Raw genomic sequence first — 21,994 nt, forward strand, 5'->3', positions numbered from 1 at the left:
GGTCTGGCTTTCGCTGGCTTTAGCGGATTTTCGGCATCTGCCACTTGCGGCCGGCATGCGAAAGCGGCCAAGCTCGCACCAATTTTCCCAGCATAGGCAGACGCATGATTTTCGCTTCCGACAATTGGGCAGGCGCCCATCCCCGTATCGCTGCCGGCCTGTCGGCCCATACCGACGGCTTCTCCACCGCCTATGGCGACGGCGTCCTCGACAAGGCCGTTTACCAGCGCTTCAGTGAAATCTTCGAATGCGAGGTCGCGGTGTTTTTCGTGGCCACCGGCACCGCTGCCAATTCGCTGTCGCTGACTACCTACAACAAGCCAGGCGGCATTTCCTTCTGCCATCGCGAATCGCATGTCATCGAGGACGAATGCGGTGCACCGGAATATTTCACCGGCGGTTCGCGGCTTTATACAATCGACGGCGCACTCGGCAAGATCGATGCCGGCGATCTGGAACGGGCAGTGGACCGTTTCGCACCCGAAAACGTCCATTCCGGGCGGCCGATGGCGGTTTCGATCACCCAATCGACCGAGGTCGGCACCGTGTACACGCTGAACGAAATCGCCAGGATTTCGGCGATTGCAAAGCAGCACGGATTGCCGCTGCACATGGACGGGGCCCGCTTTGCCAATGCGCTCGTCGCGCTGGGAACGACGCCGGCGGAAATGACCTGGAAGCACGGCGTCGACATCCTTTCCTTCGGCGGCACCAAGAATGGCTGCTGGTGCGCCGAGGCGATCGTGCTGTTCGACCTCGAGCGAGCCAAGGAATTGGCGTTTTTGCGCAAGCGCGCCGCCCAACTGTTCTCGAAATCGCGCTTCATCGCCGCGCAATTCGATGCTTATTTCAGGGGTGGGCTATGGCTCGACACGGCACGGCACGCCAATGCGATGGCGGCACGCCTAGCCGCGGCGATCGAAGATTCCCCTTCAGCCCGGCTGGCCTGGCTACCGCAGGCGAACGAGGTCTTCGCGGTCATGAAAAAGGCCGAGGCCGAAAGAGTGCAAGCAGCAGGCGCCGTGTTCCACGACTGGCATAGGCCGCTCGGCTACGACAACCATGTCGGCCAGGACGAAGCTCTCTATCGCTTCGTCACCAGCTTCGCGACCACGGCCGACGAGGTCGACCGTTTCGGCTACCTGCTCGCCGGATAGCAAGTCTTACCACCAGCAAAAAGGGGCGGCGCATTTGCTGCACCGCCCCTTTTTCCCGGGGAGTTGGCGTCCCGGGGAGTTTAGCTGCCCGATTTAGGCGGCGGTCTTGGCCTCGATCTGCTTGGCCTTGGCCGGAGCCGAGGTGATCGCGATCTTGCGCGGCTTCAGCTCTTCGGGGATGTTGCGCTTGAGGTCGACAAAAAGCAGGCCGTTCTTCAGCGCGGCGCCGACAACCTCGACGTGATCGGCAAGCTGGAAGCGGCGCTCGAAGGCTCGGCTGGCGATACCGCGATAGAGCAGTTCGGAGCCTTCGCCATTGGCTTCCTCCTTGCGCTCACCCTTGACGGTCAGCACATTGCGGTGAGCTTCGATCGAAATCTCATCTTCCGAGAAGCCGGCCACAGCCATCGAGATGCGATAGGCGTCCTCGCCGGTGCGCTCGATGTTGTAAGGCGGATAGGTCTGGCCTTCCGGCTGCGCAAGCGAATCGAGCATGGTGAACAGCCGGTCAAAACCGACGGTCGAACGGTAGAGCGGGGAAAAATCAACGTGACGCATGGTGTGTTCTCCTGTTGAGCAACAAGGTTTGCGTATGGCCGGTGCGAAACCCGTGACGGCGTTCCGGATGGGCCAGCGGCCCCGACATTGGCGGCCGCATAACAAATTTGGGAAGCGGGCGACGGCATTTCAAGATTTGCCCGCGTCCGAACCGCATCGGCCCCTGATCACGTCCCGATGCCGATGAACGGCAGATGAACCGTGGCTTCGGCGAGCGTTCAGCCAGACGGCATTAAAACTGTTCTCGAGATCAGAAACAGGTCGCCTGAGAAGGCGACACGACGAGGCCGAACCGGGTGTAACGTCCCTTCCTCCCGGGTCGACAGAGGCCGGAAGCACGCCCTAGGCTGCTTCCGGCCTTACTTGTTCGCTGCCTGGGTCAACGTCCCCGGCGTCCCGAATTCCTTTGCTTTTGGCGCATGGGCGTTTATGCCTGACTTGCGCCCACGCCGTCACCGACGCCAAGCAAACACCGTATGACCGATCTGTTCCCCCAGCCCTCCCTGTTCTACGAAACTCCAGGCAATCCGCTGCCGGAAAACGCGGCCGGCGGCTTCTTCACCACGCGCGACGGCAAGAAGATCCGCTATGGGCTGTTTGCCGCGGTTGCCCGCCCGATGAAGGGCACCGTCGTCGTCCTGACCGGCCGCAACGAGTGCATCGAGAAGTATTTCGAGACCATTCGCAACCTTGCCGACCGGGGTTTTGGCGTGGCGACCCTCGACTGGCGCGGCCAAGGCGCTTCCGACCGGATGATCGGCGATCGCCAGCGCGGCTACGTCCGAAGCTTTTTCGACTATACCGGCGATCTCGAGCAGTTCTTCGAAGAGATCGTGCTGCCCGATTGCCGGGGACCCTACTACATACTGGCCCATTCGGCCGGGGCGGTGATTGCGCTGCTCGCCGCACCCTCAATGGCGAACCGCGTACGTCGCATGGTGCTGATCGCACCATTCTTCACCGTGCCTGACCTCCCGGTTTCGGTAAAAACCGTTCGCGGCATCTGTTCGCTGTTCTGCCTTCTCGGCCTTGGCCGGCTCTATGCCGCATGGGGGCCGCGGCCGAAGGAATCGGTGCCCTTCGCCATAAACAAGCTGACCAGCGACCCGGAACGCTATCGGCGCAACACGCTGATCTACGAAACCTATCCGCAGCTGGCGCTCGGCGGACCGACGATCTGCTGGCTGAAGGCGGCCACGGAGGCGTCCTTGATCGTCAGCGACCCGGATTTCATGGCAAAGATCCAGGTGCCCTTGCTGATGATCGCCGCCGGCGCCGACCAGGTCGTCTCGACCAGGGCAGTCGAAGCCTATGCAAGACGTCTGCGCGTCGGCTCGCTAGTGATGATCGACGGCGCTCGCCACGAGATCCTGCAGGAGGCCGACCTCTATCGCGAGCAACTGCTTGCGGCATTCGATGCTTTCATCCCAGGAACCGGCGACGCTGTTTAACCGCTTCGCCAGCGCCCGGCAACAAAGCCTGCGCGGGTTGCTTGCCCGGCGCAGCTTGCCCCTTATTCCCGTTCAGGCATCGAGCGCTAGGTAGCGGCCAAAGAGATTGGAGGCAATTCGGCAGAGACCGGGAGAAAAACGACCATGAACGCATCGAACACGCTGTCACGTCAGGGGCATCGGCTACTGCAGATTGGCGTCGCGCTGCTGCTGTTTTCGTCATTCGAAGGGTTTGCAATACCGTACCTCGCCGCACCGCGGCTCGGACTGTCCGCGCACACGCTCAGCGCCCTGGAGGGCGTTCTGTTGCTGGCGCTAGGCCTCGCATGGTCTAGGCTCAATCTCGGCGCGGCGATGTCGCGGATTGCGTTCTGGCTGCTGATCTATTCGGCTTTGGCGATCCTGGCCGCCTACGTGATCGCCAGCGCCTGGGGGGCCGGCAACGAGACAATGCCGTTGGCGGCCGGAGCCTTCCACGGAAGTGCCTTTCAGGAAACAGTCATCAAAGGCGTGGCGTATTCGTCTGCGCCGACCGGCCTCATCTCTTTCGTGCTCATTTTGTGGGGCCTGCGTCTCTCGGACGCTTGGCCTGCCGATAGCTAATGCATGTCCCGCAAAAGTGCGCAGCGGTTTTGCGATAACGACATCCAAACGAGCGCGTCTCCCATGAGTCGATTCAAACCCGACGCGCTTTAGAACCGTACCACGGTTTCCGTCGGATTTGCGCAAAACAAACGCTTGGGTATACGGATCCTCAGCCGCGCAGCGCCGCCATTGCTGCTGCGTGCAGCTCCGGCGTCGCCGCCGCCAGGATGTCGCCGCCCTTTTCCGCCGGTCCGCCCTCGAAAGTGGTGACGACGCCGCCTGCCTTCTCGATGATCGGGATAAGCGCAACGATGTCGTAGGGCTTCAATCCCGGATCGGCGACGATATCGACGCTGCCTGCCGCCACCATGGCGAAGGCATAGCAGTCGGTGCCGTAGCGGGCGAGCTGGACCTGTTGCTCGAACAAGTCGTAGCGCAAGCGCGCGTCTCCCTTGAACAGCGCCGGCGTGGTGGTGAACAGCGTCGCCTCGGCGAGATTTGTCGTCTTGCGCGTCGTGAGTTTTCGCGGGCCGCCCGGGCCCTCATAATGCGAGCCGGAGGCATTGGCGTAGAACAGCTCGCCGGTGAAGGGCTGCGACATCATGCCGGCGACGGCATCGCCGTCGACCGTCAGCCCGACCAGCGTGCCCCATACCGGCAGGCCGGAAATAAAGGCGCGTGTGCCATCGATCGGATCGATCACCCAGACATGCCGGCTGGAGATGTTTTCGCTGCCATGTTCCTCGCCGAGAATTCCGTGATCGGGGTACTGCTCGCTGATCAGCACCCGGATGGCGCGCTCGGCCTCGCGGTCGGCCTCGGTGACCGGGTCGAAGCTGCCGCGCTCCTTGTTGGTGACCGCGCCCTGATTGCGGAAGCGCGGCAAGGTCTCGGCTGCGGCGGCACGCGCAATGCGCCGCATGAAATCGATGCTGATGTCCAACTGATTCTCCCGCTCCAGCATGTTTGAGATGCCGGTTTGCCTACGGATTTGTGCCGAAACAAGGGCATTCGGAGCCTTTCGCACGACGCCAACTGTTGCTCGAATGCAACGCCGCCGTCCCACTTCACAGTGAATTAAAAAAGCCGGAACGTGCCTTGACATTTGTGCAGCGCACAATACGTTTGTTCTCGGACAGGGGTTCCTGTCCATGCCCTCCTTGGGCGTTTCCTCCCTAGACTTCGACCGTGTCGTGCAAACGATGCGGTCTTTTTTTACGCTGCCGCATGAGCGGCGAGTGCCGCGATTCCGGCCGCTATTCGGCGGCCAGCGGCAGATCGACGAAATGATGATCCGGCATTGCCATCAGTTCGGCCGAAAACCGCGCCAGGTCGTCGGCCAGGGCGTCGAAACCAGCTGATCTCTGGAACGTCCGCTCATTCATGTAGAGCCCGCGATTGACCTCGATCTGCAGCGCATGCAGATGGCGCACCGGGCGGCCATAGTGCTCCGTGATGAAGCCTCCGGCATAGGGCTTGTTGTGGGCGACGCTGTAGCCCATGCCGGTGAGCAGGCCGATCGCCGTCTCGGTCAACGCCGCCGCGGCGGAGATGCCGAACCGGTCGCCGACGATGAAATCCGGCCGCAATCCGCTGTCGCCAACTCTTATGCTTGCCGGCATCGAGTGGCAGTCTATTAGTACGGCATAACCGAAGCGCGCATGGGTTCTGGTCAAAAGCCGTTTCAGCGTCTCGTGATAGGGTTTGTAGACCGCTTCGATGCGCGCCACGGCTTCGGCCAGCGGCAAGCGGCCGGAATAGATGTCGAGCCCCTCTCCCACCAGCTTGGGCACGGTACCGAGCCCGCCGGCCACCCGCGCCGAGCGGATGTTGCAGAAGGACGGCACCGGTTCGGCGAACATGCGAGGGTCGAGTTCCCACGGCTCCCGGTTGACGTCGAGATAGGCGCGCGGGAAGTTTGCCGCCAGCATCGGCGCCCCGAGCGCGACGGCACCGCCGAACAATTCCTCGACATAGCAGTCCTCGGAGCGGCGGATGGCGTTGCGGTCCAGCTTGGCCATCGCCATGAACCGGTCCGGATAGTAGCGGCCGCTATGCGGCGAGTTGAAGAGGAAGGGAACGCGCTGTTCGGCGCCCGATCGGATTTCGAAGGGTGGAACGACCGAAAAATCCTCGGCTGCCGTTTTCAATTTGAACGAACCCGGAAATACCAATGCATCATGACAGGAAAGTGCCACCTCGCCGCCCGCATGTCCAGCCGCCGAAGCGCTAGCCAAATCAGGATTGTGCGCCCAACGTTCACTTGATGTTTACCGTCACCTCCTCATATACAGCATGGTTAACGGGCTTGCCGCACGGCATTGTCGGTTGGGTGATTCGGACGGGACAAGATGGCACGCATTCTGCTGGCGGAAGACGACGACGACATGCGCCGGTTCCTCGTCAAGGCGCTGGAGCGCGCCGGCTATCAGGTCAGCGATTTCGACAATGGCGCCAGCGCCTATGAGCGGCTGCGCGAGGAACCTTTTTCGCTGCTTTTGACCGACATCGTCATGCCCGAGATGGATGGCATCGAGCTCGCCCGCCGCGCCACCGAGATCGACCCCGATCTCAAGGTGATGTTCATCACCGGCTTCGCCGCCGTCGCGCTGAACCCCGATTCGAAAGCGCCGAAAGACGCCAAGGTGCTGTCGAAGCCGTTCCACCTGCGCGACCTCGTCAACGAAGTCGAAAAGATGTTGCAGGCCGCCTGACGCGCTTTTTGTCGCGTCTTGACCGACGCGGCAAGCCAGCCATTCTTTCCCTTTCCCGCTATTGACGCGCTGAACCAAAAATGGTGTATGCGCGGCTTCGGATGGGCGTGTAGCTCAGCGGGAGAGCACTGCATTGACATTGCAGGGGTCACAGGTTCAATCCCTGTCACGCCCACCATCCAGACAATCCCTCAATCGGCCGTCGGTGTTTTCATCGGCTGACGTTCTCGGCCTGATCCGATCCTGACGCCGAGCTCGCCAATACCGACCTCAGGCCGCGCCGAGGCGAAGATCGCCAGTCTCGACGTGCTCCAGAAACCAGGCATAGGTCTGTTCCAATCCGCTGCGCAACGAGTAGCGCGGACGCCAGCCGGTGGCGAACAGGCGCGACACGTCCATCAGCTTGCGCGGCGTGCCGTCCGGCTTTGTCGGATCGAATGTGATCGTGGCATCGGCGCCGGCGACCGACACGATGGTGCGGGCAAGGTCGGCAATGGTGATGTCTTCCCCAGAGCCGACATTGATGTGGCTGTCGCCGGCATAATTCTTCAACAGCCAGACCAGGGCGTCGGCGGCGTCGTCGACATGCAGGAATTCGCGCATCGGCGTGCCCGATCCCCACACCTCCAGGCTCTTGCGGCCGGCGCGCCTGGCCTCGTGCGCCTTGCGCATCAGAGCGGGCACGACATGGCTGGAATTGAGGTCGAAATTGTCGCCCGGGCCGTAGAGATTGGTCGGCATCGCCGAGATGTAGTCGACACCGTATTGGCGCCGGTAGGCCTGGCACAGTTTCAGTCCGGCGATCTTGGCGATCGCATACCATTCGTTGGTGGGTTCGAGCGGGCCGCTCAGCAAGGCGTCCTCGGAGATCGGCTGCGCCGCGAATTTGGGATAGATGCAGGATGAACCGAGAAACAGCAGCTTCTGCACCTCGTTACGGAAGGCGCTGTCGATGACATTGTTCTGCATGACGAGGTTGTCCTGCAGAAAATCGACCGGAAGCCTGTCGTTGGCCAGGATACCGCCGACCTTGGCCGCTGCCATCACCACTGCATCCGGCTTGCGGTCGGCCATCCAGCGCCGCACCCCGGCCTGGTCGAGAAGATCGAGCTCGGCGCGCGAGGCGGTCAGGACCTCGCAATCCTCGTCGGCCAATCTGCGCAGGATGGCCGAGCCGACCATGCCGCGATGCCCGGCGACAAAAACGCGCTTGCCCTGAAGGTCGAAGGTCATCAACTCACCCCAATGCAGAACGGCAGCTTTGCCAGTGGCCGGCGGAGCGCCGGATCGGCTTCTCTGTTGCCGGACGCATACCGCATACAGATTTATCCAGACAAGCCAAATCGCAAAACCGCCCAAACCAGGCGTTTGGATCAGACGCTGTAACGTCTAGCGATCAGACACCCGCTACTGCGCAGAGGCTTGTCATTCTGGCGATGGCGAGTTCCGGCTCGGCCAGCAACCCCGCCTGATCGGCAAGGCGAAAGACATCGGCATAGTGACGGATGCCGCGCGCCGATTGCATGCCGCCGATCATCGAAAAGTGCTCCTGATGGCCGTTAAGCCATGCCATGAAAACGATGCCGGCCTTGTAATATTCGGTCGGCGCCTCGAAGATCTTGCGCGACAGCGGCACTGTCGGGACCATCAGCGCGTCATAGCCGGCGCGGTCGCCGTCGGCCAGCTTTGCCAGCGCCGCATTGGCGACGGGCGCGATGGCATCGAAAATGCCGAGCAGCGCGTGCGAATGCCTGTCGCCGTCGCCGGCGATCAGCTTGGGGTAGTTGAAGTCGTCGCCAGTGAACATCACCACGCCCTCGGGCAGCCGGTCCCTGAGCGCGATCTCCTTGCCGGCATCGAGCAGCGATATCTTTATGCCTTCGACCTTGCCGGCATGGCGTTCGATGATCGCGATCACCGTCTCGAGCGCAGTTTCGAAATCGCTGCTGCCCCAGTAGCCTTTCAGCGCCGGGTCGAACATATCGCCCAGCCAGTGCAGGATGACCTTGCCGGAGGACTGGGACAGGATGCGGTCGTAGACACTGACATAATCGTCGGGCCCTTTGGCGACCGCCGCCAGTGCACGGCTGGCCATCATGATCGCCTTGCCGCCAAGTCCTTCGATGAAGCCGAGCTGCTCTTCATAGGCCGCGATGACATCGGCGAGCGTGCTCGCGGCGCCCGGCGCCAGATGGTCGGTGCCGGCGCCCGACGCGAGATCGGCGCCGTCGACGCTGCGCGCCTCGGCGATCGAGCGGCGGATTAATTCCCTGGCATTTGCCCAGTCGAAACCCATGCCGCGCTGCGAGGTGTCCATCGCTTCGGCGACGCGGAAGCCGAGCCGCCAAAGGTGACGGCGAAACGCCATCGTCTTGTCCCAGTCGACTGCCGGCCGGGACCACGGATCGGTCATCGCCACAGGATCGGCGACCACATGGGCGGCGGCATAGGCGATGCGCGAGAACCGCGCGCCGGCCGCAGGCTGCACCGGCTGGCCGACAAGCCGGTAGCGGATGCGGCCGCCGCCTTCCCCTGGCAAGGTGATGTCCATGGCTCTCTCCCTTCCCAGCGCCTATTAAATGGAACGTTCCAGTAAATCAAGATGCTTTGCCGCTCCGCCGTGCGCCGGTCGAATTGCGGCAGCGCAACAGCAGAAAGCCATACACTCCTTCGCAATTGGGCGCCATGAGCCGCATTTTCACGGATTCGCAAAAACGCGATTGACTCAAATCCATAGGAGGGATTAGATCGTTCCAATAAATCGCATAAGAAACCATCGGGAGGATAGATCTGGATGGCCAGCCGGGCCAAGGCAACGATACTCGACATAGCCCGTGAGGCGGGCGTGTCCAAATCGACGGTTTCGCTGGTGCTGCAAGGCAGCGGGCTGATCCGGCCTGAAACTGCGCTCAAGGTGCGCAAGGCGATCGAGGATGTCGGCTATGTCTACAACCGCGGCGCCGCCAATCTGCGCAAGGCCCATTCCAACGTCATCGGCATGGTCATCAACGATCTTACCAATCCGTTTTTCGCCGAGATGGCGGTCGGCATGGAGCGCGTCTTCCAGTCGGCTGGCATCGTGCCTTTCATCGCCAACACGGCGGAGAGCCCGGTGCGCCAGGAAGAGGTGCTGAAATCGCTGATGGAGCAAGGGGTCGCCGGGCTCGTCGTGTCGCCGGCGCGCGGCACCGCGCCTGGCGCCTTCCGCCGGCTTGAGACCGCGGGCGTTCCGGTCGTCTTCGTCATGCGCCGGCTTCCTGAAAGCCGCATTCCGGTGATCGCGCCCGACAACCATCGCGGCGCCTATCTTGCCACCGCCCATCTGATCGGCAAGGGGCATCGCCGGCTGGCCTTCTTCGGCGGCTCGCCCGATCTTGTCGTCTATCACGAGCGGCTGGGCGGCTTTCGCGAGGCCTGTGAAGCGCTCGGCATCGCACCGGCCGACAGGCTGGTCTTCGAGGGCGAAACCAGCCGCAAGGGCGGCATTGCCTGCCTGGAAACCGCGCTCGCCATGGCCGCGCCGCCGACCGCGGCGCTTTGCTTCAACGATGCGGTCGCCTTCGGCGTCTTGCTGGCCCTGCGCAAGCGCGGCCTGGAACCCGGCGCGGATTTTGCCGTCGTCGGTTTCGACGACGTGGCCGAGGCCGAACACTACATGCCGGCGCTGACCAGCGTCGCGGTGAACACCGCCGGTCTCGGCGAGCGCGCCGCCCATGTCGTGCTGAAGATGATCCAATCGCGCACCACGCGCGCCGAGGATCATATCGGCGCCGTCAACCTCGTGGTCAGGGAAAGCTGCGGCCCCGATCGCAAGGGACATAGCTGCGCAGGAATGGGAGACGCGGCATGACCGTCAGTTGGGGGCTGATCGGCGCCAGCACGATCGCAAGACAGTTCATGATCGGCGCCATCCGCGCGCAGCCGGACGGCGAGATCGCCGCAGTGATGAGCTCCAGCCCGGGGCGCGCCGCCACCTATGCCAGCGAAAACCGCATTCCGGCGGCGGTCTCGGCGCTTGATGAATTGCTCAGCTCCGACATCGACGCCGTTTACATCTCGACCACCAACGAATTGCATCTCGAACAGGCATTCGCCGCTATCGAGGCGGGAAAGCATGTGCTTTGCGAAAAACCACTGGCGCTGACCAGCGCCGACGCCCGCAAGATGGTCGCCGCCGCCAGGGCTGCCGGCGTCGTGCTCGGCACCAATCACCATTTGCGCAATGCCGGCTCGCATCGGGCGATGCGCGCAGCGATCGCTGCCGGCCGCATCGGCAGGCCGATCGCCGCGCGCGTCTTCCACTCTGTCTATCTGCCGGAAAACCTGCAGGGCTGGCGCATCACCAGGCCGGACGCCGGCGGCGGCGTGGTGCTCGACATCACCGTCCATGATGCCGACACGCTGCGCTTCGTGCTCGGCGACGATCCAGTCGGGATCTCGGCCTTCACACAATCGGCCGGCATGGCCGCCGGCGGGCTGGAAGACGGCGCCATGTGCCTCTGGCGCTTCGCATCGGGCGTCATCGCCCAGTCGCATGAGGGCTTCACCACCAAGTTCGCCGGGACCGGCTTCGAGGTGCATGGCACCGAAGGCTCGCTGATCGGCAGGGACGTGATGACGCAGAAGCCAGTCGGCTCTGTGTTGCTGCGAACGGCACAGGGCGAGGAGGAATTGAGCTTCGATCGCGAAGACCTCTATGCCCGTTCGCTGCGCCAATTCCACGCGGCGATCCGCGGCGAGGGCCAGCCTTCCGCCACCGGCGAGGACGGCGTCTGGTCGCTGACCGCGGCCGAAGCGGCATTGCAGTCGGCCAGGTCCGGCAAGGCCGTTGCCATCGACCCGAAGCTCGGGAGTGCTGGGTGAGCAAGCTCGTCTCCGCGACTGAGGCTGCCGGCCTGATCAAGGATGGTATGGTCGTTTCCGTGTCATCGTCGAGCGGCCTCGGCTGTCCGGACGCGGTGCTGGCCGCCATCGGCGAGCGCTTCGACGCGGATGGGCATCCCAAGGATATCACGACGCTGCACCCGATCGCCGCCGGCGACATGTACGGCATCAAGGGCATTGATCATCTCGCCAAGCCCGGCTTGTTGAAGCGCACTTTGTGCGGCTCCTATCCATCCGGGCCGTCCTCGTCCGAACCGCCGCAGATCTGGAAGATGATCGGCGACAATTCGGTCGCCGCCTATAACGTGCCGTCCGGCATCCTGTTCGACATGCATCGCGAGGCCGCCGCCAAGCGCCCCGGGGTGCTGACCAAGGTCGGGCTCGACACCTTCGCCGACCCGCGCCACCAAGGCTGCGCCATGAATGCCGCCGCCAGCGAGCCGATCGTTTCCGTGCAGCAGTTCGATGGCGAGGAGTGGCTCTATTTCCGCTCGATCGTGCCGCAGGTCGCGATCATCCGCGCCACCACCGCCGACGAGCGCGGCAACCTCACCTATGAGCATGAAGGCGCCTATCTCGGCGGCCTCGAACAGGCGCTGGCCGCTCGCAACAATGGCGGCATCGTCATCGCGCAGGTCAAGCGCGTTGTCGAGAACGGCACGCTGAAGCCGCACGATGTGCGTGTGCCCGGCGTGCTGGTCGATCATATCGTGGTGGCGCCCGACCAGTTGCAGACGACGCTGACGCCCTACGATCCGGCCATCTCCGGCGAGATCTTCCGGCCACTGTCGAGCTTTCGCAACGCTGAAATGAACGTCCAGAAGGTCATTGCCCGCCGCGTCGCCATGGAGCTTGCCGACGGCATGGCCGTCAATATCGGCTTCGGCATCTCGGCCAATGTGCCGCGCATCCTGCTCGAGGAAGGCCAGCACGGCAAGGTCACCTGGGTCATCGAACAGGGCGCGGTTGGCGGCGTGCCGCTGCTCGACTTCAAGTTCGGCTGCTCGTCGAACGCCGACGCTTTCATGCCCTCGCCGCACCAGTTCATCTATTTTCAGGCTGGCGGCTTCGACGCCTCGCTGCTGTCCTTCCTGCAGATCGACCGCCACGGCTCTGTCAATGTCTCGAAGCTTTCGGCGCGGCCGCATGTCACCGCCGGCGCCGGCGGCTTCGTCGACATCACCGCGCGGGCGAAGAAGATCGTCTTTTCCGGTTTCTTCAATGCCGGTGCCAAACTCTCATTGGCCGATGGCGGCATCCGCATCGACCAGGAGGGCAAGGTCAAGAAAGTCGTCGGCGAGGTCGAGCACATCTCCTTCTCGGGCAAGCGTGCCGTCGCCCAAGGGCAGGACATCACCTACATCACCGAGCGCTGCGTGATGAAGCTGACGCCGGCAGGGCTGATGGTCACCGAGCTGGCGCCGGGCATCGACCTTGAACGCGATGTGCTGGCGCAGGCCGAGATCCCGCTTGCTGTCGCCAACGACCTCAAAGTGACGCCGGACGCGCTCTACCACGACCGACCGATCGGCCTGTTGCTTAATAGCGGCGCCTCGCTTGGGGGCGCACATGGCTGAGCGTCTAGTAACCTTTGAAACTGACGGCGCCATCGGCATTGTCACGCTGCGCCGGCCGGAGAAATTCAACGCGCTCGACATTCCGATGCTGCGGGCGCTGGAAGCAGCACTCGACGAGGCCGAGGCGGCGGATGGCGTCCGCGTCGTGCTGGTCTGCGGCGAAGGCAAGGGCTTTTGCGCCGGCGGCGATGTCGAAGCATGGGCAGAAATGAGCGCTGTCGACTTCCAGGTGCAATGGGTGCGCTACGGCCACCGCGTCTTCGACCGGCTGGCGCGGCTGCGGCAGCCGACGATCGCCGTGCTTGCCGGCCATGCGCTGGGCGGTGGGCTGGAACTGGCGGCTGCATGCGACTTCCGCGTGGCAGAAACACAGGTGAAGCTGGGTTTCCCCGAGACCTCGATCGGCGTCGTTCCCGGCTGGTCCGGCACACAGCGCGCCGTGCGCCGCTTCGGTGCACAGGCGGTGCGGCGGATGGCGCTTGGCGGCGAGGTGTTTCTGGCAACCGATGCGATGGCGTGGGGGATTGTCGACCGGGCGGTCGAGACCGGCAAGGCGTTCGCGGACGCCAAGGCCTGGGCCGGCAAGATCGCCGAGCGCGGGCCGCTGGCAACCGAAGCCGCCAAGCTGATGATTGCCATCGCCGAAGGCGAAGAGAGTGCCGCCGCGACCGAAGCGCTGGCCAGCGGCTTCGTTGCGCTGACGAGCGATCTCAGGGCCGGCGTCGAGGCTTTCAAAGCCAAGCAGAAACCGGCGTTTTCAAGATCATAGAATGCGAGCGGAACCTGGAAATCACATGAACGCGCCTCTTAACATCACCATGCCCGCCGAGGCAGCCGCAGCGCCGAAAAGCTACCGACTGCTGATCGGCGGCAAGTTCGTCGGCGCCCAGGACGGCCGCACGCTGGAGCGCAGCAGCCCCGGCCACGGCTTCACCGTTTCGCGCTATGCGCAAGCCGGCGCGGCGGACATCGAGGCGGCGGTACAGGCCGCGCACAAGGCCTTCGAGACCGGCCCGTGGCCGCGCATGAAAGCCGCCGAGCGCGCCGCGATCCTGCTCAAGACGGCTGGCCTGATCGAGGCGCGACTGGACGAGATTGCCCGGCTCGACGCGCTGGAATCCGGCAAGCCGATTGCCCAGGCGCGCGGCGAGATCGGCGGCGCCATCGACATCTGGCGCTATGCTGCGGCACTCGCCCGCACGCTTCACGGCGAAAGCTACGCCAATCTCGGCGATGCCATGCTCGGTGTCGTGCTGCGCGAACCGATCGGCGTCGTCTCGATCATCACGCCGTGGAATTTCCCGTTCCTTATCGTCAGCCAGAAACTGCCCTTCGCGCTCGCCGCCGGCTGCACGGCGGTGGTCAAGCCGAGCGAGATGACCTCGGCCTCGACCTTCGTGCTCGGCGAGATCCTGATGCAGGCCGGCTTGCCCGATGGCGTCGTCAACATCCTTGCCGGGCTGGGCGCCGATGTCGGCGCACCGATGGTCAGCCATCCGCTGGTCGAAATGGTGTCGTTCACCGGCTCCACCCGCGTCGGCAAGATGACCATGGCGTCTGCCGCCAACTCGCTGAAGAAAGTCTCGATGGAGCTCGGCGGCAAGAACGGCCAGATCGTCTTTCCCGACGCCGACCTCGAGGCCGCCGCCGACGCGGCGGTATTCGGCGGCTTCTTCAATGCCGGCGAATGTTGCAATGCCGGCAGCCGGCTGATCGTCCATGAGGCGATCGCCGACGAGTTCCTCGGCGCCGTCAAAGCCCTCACCGCCAAGGTGGTTGTCGGCGACCCGCTCGACGACCGCACCAAGGTTGGCGCGATGATCTCCGCCGACCATGTGGCCAAGGTCACCGGCTACGTGACGGCAGCGGAAAACGACGGCAGCCGGATTTATACTGGCGGCAAGCAACTTGCTTCCAGCGCCGGCCAGTATCTCGACCCGACCATCATTCGCGACGTCACCGAAGACATGGCCATTGCGCGCGAGGAAGTGTTCGGTCCGGTGCTCTCGGTGCTGACTTTTGAATCGATTGAAAGGGCGTTGCACATCGCCAACAACACGCCCTATGGTCTGTCGGCGGGCGTGTGGAGCGCCAGCATCGATACGTGCATGTCGGTGGCGCGGAATGTGCGTTCGGGAACCGTTTGGATGAACACGTTCATGGAGGGTTACCCCGAACTGCCTTTCGGCGGCTACAAGCAGTCCGGTTTGGGACGCGAACTCGGCAAGCGCGCCGTCGAGGATTATACCGAGGAAAAGACAATCCAGTTTCATCGCGGCCAGCGCACCGGATGGTGGGTCGGCTGAGTTGGGAAGAACCCGGTGGCCATCCGCCGGTCGTTGTAAGTTCAACAAGGGAGGAAGTACATGTTGCGCAAACTGCTTATCGGGACGGCACTCGCGTCGGGCGTTGCGTTCGCGGCCCATGCCGAGGACGTCAAGGAAGTCCAGATGCTGCATTGGTGGACGTCGGGCGGCGAAGCTGCCGCTCTGAACGTGCTCAAGCAGGATCTGGCCAAGGAAGGCTTTGCCTGGAAGGACGTGCCGGTGGCCGGCGGCGGCGGCGACGCCGCCATGACCGCGCTGAAGGCGATGGTGGCGGCCGGCAACTACCCGACCGCCTCGCAGATGCTTGGCTATACCGTGCTCGACTACGCCGCAGCCGGCGTCATGGGCGACCTGACCGAGACGGCGATAAAGGAAGGCTGGGACAAGTCCGTTCCCGCGGCCCTGCAGAAATTCTCGGTCTATGACGGCAAGTGGGTCGCGGCCCCGGTCAACGTCCACTCGGTCAACTGGCTGTGGATCAACAAGGCGGTGATGGACAAGATCGGCGGCACCGAGCCCAAGACCTTCGACGACTTCATCGCGCTGCTCGACAAAGCCAAGGCGGCGGGCGTCATCCCGCTCGCGCTGGGCGGCCAGAATTGGCAGGAAGCCACCATGTTCGACTCGGTCGTGCTGTCGACCGGCGGGCCCGAGTTCTACAAGAAGGCCTTCAACGACCTCGACGAGGAGTCGCTGAAGTCCGACACGATGAAGAAGTCGTTCGACAATCTCGCCAAGCTCGTCACCTATGTCGACCCGAACTTCTCGGGCCGGGACTGGAACCTCGCCACCGCCATGGTCATCAAGGGCGATGCGTTGGTGCAGGTGATGGGTGACTGGGCCAAGGGCGAATTCAACGCCGCCAAGAAGGTCCCCGGCACCGACTTCCTGTGCTACCGCTTCCCCGGCACCGATGGCAGCGTCGTCTACAACTCCGACATGTTCGGCATGTTCAACGTTCCGGAGGACCGCAAGGCCGCCCAGATCGCCTTGGCCACCGCCACTCTGTCGAAGAGCTTCCAGTCGGCCTTCAACGTCGTCAAGGGCTCTGTTCCGGCCCGCACCGACGTGCCGGACACCGATTTCGACGCTTGCGGCAAGAAGGGCATGGCCGATTTGAAGGCCGCCAATGAAGGCGGCACGCTGTTCGGTTCGCTGGCGCAAGGCTATGGCGCGCCTCCGGCGGTTGCCAACGCCTACAAGGATGTCGTCTCGAAGTTCGTGCACGGCCAGATCAAGACCTCGGACGAGGCCGTGACCCAACTGGTCAGCGCGATCGAAGACGCCAAGTAAGGCACCGCCGATGTGAATGATCTCCCCGGCGCAAGCCGGGGAGATTTCCCTGCGGCGAGGTTTTGCGGTTGCGCCGACCGGCACGCTTTCGTGCCGCAGAGCCCGCGACAGCCGAATTCCGGACCCGCCATACGGAATGGACAGATGAGTACAGTTGCTGAAACCAGTATCACGCTGACGCCGGAGCACGATGCCCGTCCGGGCGCCTCTGTGCGCTCGCGCCTTCAGGACGCGCTGCCGAAGCTCGTGCTAGCGCCAAGCTTTGCCGCCTCCGTCGTCTTCGTCTACGGCTTCATCCTGTGGACGATCTATCTGTCCTTCACCAACTCCAAGACCTTTCCCTCCTACGCCATCACCGGGCCACGCGCCTATCAGCGGCTATGGCGCTGGACCTTCGAAAGCGATCCGCCGTCCAGCTGGTACACGTCGATCACCAATATGGGGATTTTCGGCTTCCTCTATATTTCCATCTGCTTGGCACTCGGCCTGTTCCTGGCGATCCTGCTTGATCAGAAGATCCGCGGCGAAGGCATGTTGCGGCCGATCTATCTCTACCCCATGGCACTGTCCTTCATCGTCACCGGCGTTGCCTGGAAATGGTTTCTCGACCCCGGCCTCGGCCTCGAGCAGACGTTGCACCAGTGGGGCTGGACGAGCTTCCATTTCGACTGGATCAAGAACAAGGATTTCGTCATCTACACGGTGGTCATCGCCGGCGTCTGGCAGGCTTCGGGCTTTATCATGGCGATGTTCCTGGCCGGCCTGCGCGGGATCGACGGCGAGATCATGAAGGCGGCGCAGATCGACGGCGCCACCACCTTCCAGCTCTACCGCCGCATCGTCATTCCGCTGCTGCGGCCGATCTTCCTTTCGGCGTTGATCGTGCTCGCGCATCTCGCCATCAAGTCCTACGATCTGGTCGTCGCGCTGACCAGCGGCGGGCCGGGCGGCTCGGCTTGGCTGCCGTCGAACTTCATGTATGAGTACACCTTCAAGCGCAACGAAATGGCCGTCGGCTCGGCCAGCGCCGTGATCATGCTGATGACCATCACCGCGATCATCGTTCCCTATCTCTATTCCGAGCTCCGGGAGAAGCCGCGATGAGCGCCGTGGCCACTCCTGCTCGCCAGAACACTGGCGGTATCCGCGCCAGGACGGTCAACCGCATCGTCATCTACGGGCTGCTGGCGCTGTTCGCGCTGTTCTACCTGATGCCGCTATTCGTCATGCTGGTGACCTCGTTCAAGACCATGGACGAAATCCAGAACGGCAACATGCTGGCGCTGCCGCAAGCGCCGACTTTCGCACCCTGGATAAGGGCGTGGAGCGAGGTCTGCTCGGGTCTCACCTGCGTCGGCATGAAGGGTTATTTCTGGAACTCGATCAAGATGGTGGTTCCAGCGGTCGTCATCTCGACCCTGCTCGGCGCGCTCAACGGCTATGTGCTGACGAAGTGGCGCTTTCGCGGGGCGACGCTGGTGTTCGGGCTGATGCTGTTTGCCTGCTTCATCCCGTTCCAATCGGTTCTCTTGCCGATGGCAACGATCCTCGGCAGCTTCGGCCGGTTCGGCGTCAAACTGCAGAACGCGACCGGCCTCACCTTCGGCTTCGGCAATCCGACGGTGAACCTGGTGTTCGTCCACGTCGTCTACGGCATCGGCTTCACCACCCTGTTCTTCCGCAATTACTACGAAGCGTTTCCGAATGAATTGGTGAAGGCGGCGCAGATCGACGGCGCCAGCTTCTTCCAGATCTTCCGGCGCATCATGCTGCCCAACTCGCTGCCGATCATCGTGGTGACGGTGATCTACCAGTTCACCAATATCTGGAACGACTTCCTCTTTGCCTCCGCCTATGCCGGCTCCGGCGACGTGATGCCGATGACCGTGGCGCTGAACAACGTCGTCAACACCTCGACCGGCGTCGTCGAATACAACGTCAACATGGCGGCGGCGATGATCGCCGCGCTGCCGACGCTCCTCGTCTATGTGCTCGCCGGCCGCTATTTCGTGCGCGGCCTGATGGCCGGCGCCGTCAAAGGATAATCGCATGGCTTTTCTGGAAATTGACGGGTTGAAGAAGCGTTTCGGAGCGGTCGAGATCCTGAAAGGCATCGATCTCGACCTCGAAAAGGGCGGCTTTCTCGTGCTGGTCGGGCCCTCCGGTTGCGGCAAGTCCACGCTGCTCAACACCATTGCCGGCCTGGAGACCATCACCGAAGGCGAAATCCGCGTCGACGGACGCACGATCAACGATCTCCACCCCTCCAAGCGCGACATCGCGATGGTCTTCCAGAGCTACGCGCTCTATCCGAACATGACGGTCGCCGGCAATATCGCCTTCGGCATGGAGATGCGCGGCGTGCCGGCCGACGAGCGCCAGAAGGCCATCGACAAGGTGGCGAAGGTCCTGCAGATCGGCCATTTGCTGAAGCGCAAGCCAAGCCAGCTTTCCGGCGGCCAGCGCCAGCGCGTCGCCATGGGCCGGGCACTGGTGCGCGATCCAAAGCTGTTCCTGTTCGACGAGCCTTTGTCCAACCTCGACGCCAAGCTGCGCGTCGACATGCGCATCGAGATCAAGCGCCTGCACGCCACCACCGGCACCACCATCGTCTACGTCACGCACGACCAGATCGAGGCGATGACGCTGGCCACCAAGATCGCGGTGATGCGCGACGGCGAGGTGCAGCAGTTCGGTACGCCGGCCGAAATCTATAACAATCCGGTCAACCTGTTTGTTGCTGACTTCATGGGCTCGCCGGCGATGAACCTGATCCCGGCGACGATCGGCAGCAACGGCAGCGGCTTCTCCGTCGTCATGGAGCGCGAGGCGCGCCAGCCGATCTCGCTGCCGCTGGCCAATGCGCCGGCCGGCCTGTCGGCGTTCCAGGGAAAACCGATCATCTTCGGCGTCCGCCCGGAAGCACTGACCGATCCCGAAGGGGCCGAACGCAACGCCTCGAACATCGCCCGCGCCGACTGTCACATCGAGGTCATCGAGCCGGCCGGCTCGGATACGTTCGCGGTCACCAATCTCGGCGGCAAGGCGGTGGTGGCGCGGCTGCGCGCCGACGCCAACATCCAGCCCGGCACGGTCACGCCGCTCGCCTTCAACCTGACCAAGGCGGTGTTCTTCGATCCGGCGACCGAGAGACGCATCGTCTGACGGCCATGACAAATCCAGATATCGTCATCATCGGCTCCGGCATAGGCGGCGCCACGATCGCTTCCGGCCTTGCCGGCGGTGGCGCCTCGATCCTGATGCTGGAGCGCGGCGAACCGCTGCCGGCGACGCCGCATACACGCGACACCCGCGCCATCTTCGTCGATGGCCACTACCGGCCGAAGGAGATGTGGCTCGAGGCCGGGGGTGCCGCGTTCAACCCTGGCAATTATTACTATGTCGGCGGCAATTCGAAATTCTACGGCGCGGTGCTGATCCGCTACCGCAGGCAAGACTTTTCGGAGATGGAGCACTATGGCGGCATCTCGCCGGCCTGGCCGTTTTCCTATGAGGAATTCGAACCCTGGTATTCCAGGGCCGAGCAGCTTTTTCGCGTGCGTGGTGCGCTCGGCGAAGACCCGACCGAGCCGTTCCACTCGACGCCCTACCCTTTCGGCCCGGTACCCGACGAGCCGCCTATCGCGCGTGCGCGCGCCGAGTTGAAGAGCCTGGGCCTGCATCCGGCATCGCTGCCGCTCGGCGTCGACATCGAAGCCTGGCTGAAAGACGGCAGCACGCCGTGGGATGCGTTTCCCAACACCGGCGCCGGCAAGGTCGACGCGCAAACGGGGCCGCTGGCGTCGGCCCTTGCCGACCAGAACATCAAGCTCGAGACCGGCGCGCATGTCGAACATCTCGAAGCATCGCCGGACGCCAGGACGATCGCCGCCGTCCATTATCGACAGAACGGTACGCTGAAGAGCGTCGCGCCGAAGCTGGTCATCCTGTCGGCCGGCGCGGTCAATTCCGCCGCCATCCTGCTGCGTTCGCCTTCCCCCAACGGCAAAGGCGGCGGCAAAGGCCTGGCCAACCGCTCCGACCAGGTCGGCCGCAACTTCATGAACCACAATTCGAGCGCCATGCTGGCGATCGATCCGCGCCGCCGGAACAAATCCGTCTACCAGAAGACGCTGATGCTGAACGACTATTATCTGTCCGACGGCAAGGGCGGCAAGCCGCTCGGCAATGTCCAACTCCTCGGCAAGATCGACGGCAACATCCTCAAGGCCAATGTCAGGCGCGCGCCCAAATTCGCGCTCGATTTCATGGCCGGCCGCGCCGTCGACTGGTATCTGATGTGCGAGGACCTGCCCGATCCCGAGAGCCGCATCATGGTCGACGGCAAGGACATCGTCATGCAGTGGCGGCGCTCCAACATGGAGTCGCTCGACGGGCTGACCAAGGTGATGCGCGAGAATTTCCGCGCCTGCGGCTATCCGATCGTCCTGTCGCGGCCGTTCGACAAGCGCACGCCCTCGCACCAGTGCGGCACGGTGAAGATGGGCAATGACCCGGCGACCTCGCCGCTCGACCCATTCTGCCGCTCCTTCGACCACAGCAATTTGTTCGTCGTCGATGCCGGCTTCCTGCCGAATTCGGCCGCCGTCAATCCGGCGCTGTCGATCGCCGCACAGGCGCTGCGCGTCGCCGACCACATCCGCAAGACGGAGCTCGCAACATGAGCCGCCCGGCAGCGATCGTCACCGGCGGCGCGCGCGGCATCGGCCTTGCCTGCGCCGAGGCGCTGGCCAGCGCCGGCTTCGACATCCTCGTCGCCGACCTTGCCAACGAAGCCGCCGACGGGCTCGCCGCCGACATCACCCGGCGCGGCGCGAAGTTCGCCTATGTCAGCGGCGACATCGCCGACCTCGACGACCATGCAGCGCTGATCGATGCCGCGACAAGCGCCTTCGGCCGCATCGACTGCCTGGTCAACAATGCTGGCATCGGAACCGTCCTGCGCGGCGACCTGCTTGAACTCAAGCCGGAAAATTTCGACCGGGTGCTCAGCATCAATCTGCGCGGCACCGTATTCCTCAGCCAGGCCGTTGCCAAAGCGATGCTCGACCTGCCGAGCGATGGTGCGCGGTCGATCATCACCATCACTTCGGTCAGTGCCGCCATGGCCTCGCCGGAACGCTCCGATTACTGCATTTCCAAGGCCGGGCTTTCGATGTGGGTGAAGAACCTGGCGCTGCGGCTTGCCGCCGAAAACATCGCCGTGTTCGAAGTGCGGCCGGGCATCATCCGCACCGACATGACCGCGGGTGTCACCGCCAAATATGACGGATTGATCGACGGCGGCCTGGTGCCGGCAATGCGCTGGGGCGAGAGCAAGGATATCGGTGCCGCCGTGGCGGCGCTCGCCGGGGGCAAGCTCGGCTTTTCGACCGGCTCGGTCATCAATGTCGACGGCGCGCTGTCCGTGCCGAGGCTATGAACAGG

At 63.5% G+C, this 21,994-nt stretch carries 20 protein-coding genes and 1 tRNA gene; 16 read left to right on the forward strand and 5 right to left on the reverse strand.

From position 1 onward, the window contains the following. Positions 1-104 precede the first annotated feature (104 nt). Positions 105-1,157 (forward strand): threonine aldolase family protein, encoded by a 1,053-nt coding sequence (locus tag NKH63_RS18110; RefSeq protein WP_352640188.1) that lies wholly within the window; start codon positions 105-107, stop codon positions 1,155-1,157. Positions 1,158-1,250: 93 nt separating this feature from the next. Here NKH63_RS18110 and NKH63_RS18115 read toward each other — a convergent pair whose 3' ends face one another. Next, entirely contained in the window at positions 1,251-1,715 is a 465-nt protein-coding gene (locus NKH63_RS18115; protein WP_352494702.1) for an Hsp20 family protein, read from the reverse strand. Positions 1,716-2,191: 476 nt separating this feature from the next. On the opposite strand from NKH63_RS18115, the gene NKH63_RS18120 reads away from it, so the two are divergent. Both NKH63_RS18120 and NKH63_RS18125 read left to right on the forward strand, forming a co-directional pair. Then, a complete protein-coding gene (locus tag NKH63_RS18120) occupies positions 2,192-3,166 on the forward strand; it encodes an alpha/beta fold hydrolase (RefSeq protein WP_352494701.1) in 975 nt (324 codons plus the stop codon). Positions 3,167-3,310: 144 nt separating this feature from the next. Then, positions 3,311-3,769 (forward strand): styrene oxide isomerase, encoded by a 459-nt coding sequence (locus tag NKH63_RS18125; protein ID WP_352815566.1) that lies wholly within the window; start codon positions 3,311-3,313, stop codon positions 3,767-3,769. Between the two features lie 151 nt (positions 3,770-3,920). Here the strand turns inward: NKH63_RS18125 and hisN are convergent, their stop codons facing one another. After that, positions 3,921-4,694, reverse strand: a complete 774-nt coding sequence (gene hisN, locus NKH63_RS18130) for a histidinol-phosphatase (RefSeq protein ID WP_352815564.1) — start codon at positions 4,692-4,694, stop codon at positions 3,921-3,923. Positions 4,695-5,007: 313 nt separating this feature from the next. After that, positions 5,008-5,949: an N-formylglutamate amidohydrolase gene (locus NKH63_RS18135; RefSeq protein ID WP_023719085.1), complete on the reverse strand. Its 942-nt coding sequence runs from the start codon at positions 5,947-5,949 to the stop codon at positions 5,008-5,010. Between the two features lie 153 nt (positions 5,950-6,102). On the opposite strand from NKH63_RS18135, the gene cpdR reads away from it, so the two are divergent. Beyond that, entirely contained in the window at positions 6,103-6,465 is a 363-nt protein-coding gene (gene cpdR, locus NKH63_RS18140) for a cell cycle two-component system response regulator CpdR (protein ID WP_006199474.1), read from the forward strand. A gap of 103 nt (positions 6,466-6,568) precedes the next feature. Then, positions 6,569-6,643 (forward strand) — tRNA-Val (locus tag NKH63_RS18145). 92 nt (positions 6,644-6,735) lie between these two features. On the opposite strand, the gene fcl is transcribed toward NKH63_RS18145, so the two are convergent. Further along, positions 6,736-7,698 carry a GDP-L-fucose synthase gene (gene fcl, locus NKH63_RS18150; RefSeq protein ID WP_352481930.1) on the reverse strand — a complete coding sequence of 321 codons (963 nt, stop codon included), beginning with the start codon at positions 7,696-7,698 and terminating at the stop codon, positions 6,736-6,738. A 163-nt stretch (positions 7,699-7,861) separates the two neighbouring features. After that, positions 7,862-9,016, reverse strand: coding sequence for a dihydrodipicolinate synthase family protein (locus NKH63_RS18155; protein ID WP_352918334.1), 1,155 nt, complete (start codon positions 9,014-9,016; stop codon positions 7,862-7,864). 243 nt (positions 9,017-9,259) lie between these two features. Here NKH63_RS18155 and NKH63_RS18160 point away from each other — a divergent pair, with 243 nt between their 5' ends. The 11 genes from NKH63_RS18160 to NKH63_RS18210 all read left to right on the forward strand — a co-directional run bounded on the left by NKH63_RS18160 (position 9,260) and on the right by NKH63_RS18210 (position 21,989). Beyond that, entirely contained in the window at positions 9,260-10,315 is a 1,056-nt protein-coding gene (locus tag NKH63_RS18160; RefSeq protein ID WP_352481928.1) for a LacI family DNA-binding transcriptional regulator, read from the forward strand. After that, positions 10,312-11,328 (forward strand): Gfo/Idh/MocA family protein, encoded by a 1,017-nt coding sequence (locus tag NKH63_RS18165; protein WP_352918335.1) that lies wholly within the window; start codon positions 10,312-10,314, stop codon positions 11,326-11,328. Before NKH63_RS18160 ends, NKH63_RS18165 begins: the two co-directional genes overlap by 4 nt. After that, the gene (locus NKH63_RS18170; protein ID WP_352918337.1) at positions 11,325-12,926 is read left to right on the forward strand and encodes an acyl CoA:acetate/3-ketoacid CoA transferase; all 1,602 of its coding nucleotides are present in this window, start codon (positions 11,325-11,327) and stop codon (positions 12,924-12,926) included. Before NKH63_RS18165 ends, NKH63_RS18170 begins: the two co-directional genes overlap by 4 nt. Beyond that, positions 12,919-13,695 carry an enoyl-CoA hydratase/isomerase family protein gene (locus tag NKH63_RS18175; RefSeq protein ID WP_352845567.1) on the forward strand — a complete coding sequence of 259 codons (777 nt, stop codon included), beginning with the start codon at positions 12,919-12,921 and terminating at the stop codon, positions 13,693-13,695. Before NKH63_RS18170 ends, NKH63_RS18175 begins: the two co-directional genes overlap by 8 nt. A gap of 25 nt (positions 13,696-13,720) precedes the next feature. Continuing rightward, positions 13,721-15,232 (forward strand): aldehyde dehydrogenase family protein, encoded by a 1,512-nt coding sequence (locus tag NKH63_RS18180; protein ID WP_352918339.1) that lies wholly within the window; start codon positions 13,721-13,723, stop codon positions 15,230-15,232. A 60-nt stretch (positions 15,233-15,292) separates the two neighbouring features. After that, positions 15,293-16,546 (forward strand): ABC transporter substrate-binding protein, encoded by a 1,254-nt coding sequence (locus tag NKH63_RS18185; RefSeq protein WP_031194023.1) that lies wholly within the window; start codon positions 15,293-15,295, stop codon positions 16,544-16,546. Between the two features lie 144 nt (positions 16,547-16,690). Then, a complete protein-coding gene (locus NKH63_RS18190; protein WP_023719058.1) occupies positions 16,691-17,650 on the forward strand; it encodes a carbohydrate ABC transporter permease in 960 nt (319 codons plus the stop codon). After that, positions 17,647-18,591, forward strand: a complete 945-nt coding sequence (locus tag NKH63_RS18195; RefSeq protein WP_023719057.1) for a carbohydrate ABC transporter permease — start codon at positions 17,647-17,649, stop codon at positions 18,589-18,591. Before NKH63_RS18190 ends, NKH63_RS18195 begins: the two co-directional genes overlap by 4 nt. Before the next feature lie 4 nt (positions 18,592-18,595). Next, positions 18,596-19,711, forward strand: coding sequence for an ABC transporter ATP-binding protein (locus NKH63_RS18200; RefSeq protein WP_023719056.1), 1,116 nt, complete (start codon positions 18,596-18,598; stop codon positions 19,709-19,711). 5 nt (positions 19,712-19,716) lie between these two features. Next, positions 19,717-21,231 carry a GMC oxidoreductase gene (locus tag NKH63_RS18205; protein WP_023719055.1) on the forward strand — a complete coding sequence of 505 codons (1,515 nt, stop codon included), beginning with the start codon at positions 19,717-19,719 and terminating at the stop codon, positions 21,229-21,231. Further along, positions 21,228-21,989 carry a 3-ketoacyl-ACP reductase gene (locus tag NKH63_RS18210; RefSeq protein WP_352918341.1) on the forward strand — a complete coding sequence of 254 codons (762 nt, stop codon included), beginning with the start codon at positions 21,228-21,230 and terminating at the stop codon, positions 21,987-21,989. Before NKH63_RS18205 ends, NKH63_RS18210 begins: the two co-directional genes overlap by 4 nt. Positions 21,990-21,994 lie beyond the last annotated feature (5 nt).

The organism is Mesorhizobium sp. M0960, assembly GCF_040319055.1.
Lineage (GTDB): Bacteria > Pseudomonadota > Alphaproteobacteria > Rhizobiales > Rhizobiaceae > Mesorhizobium.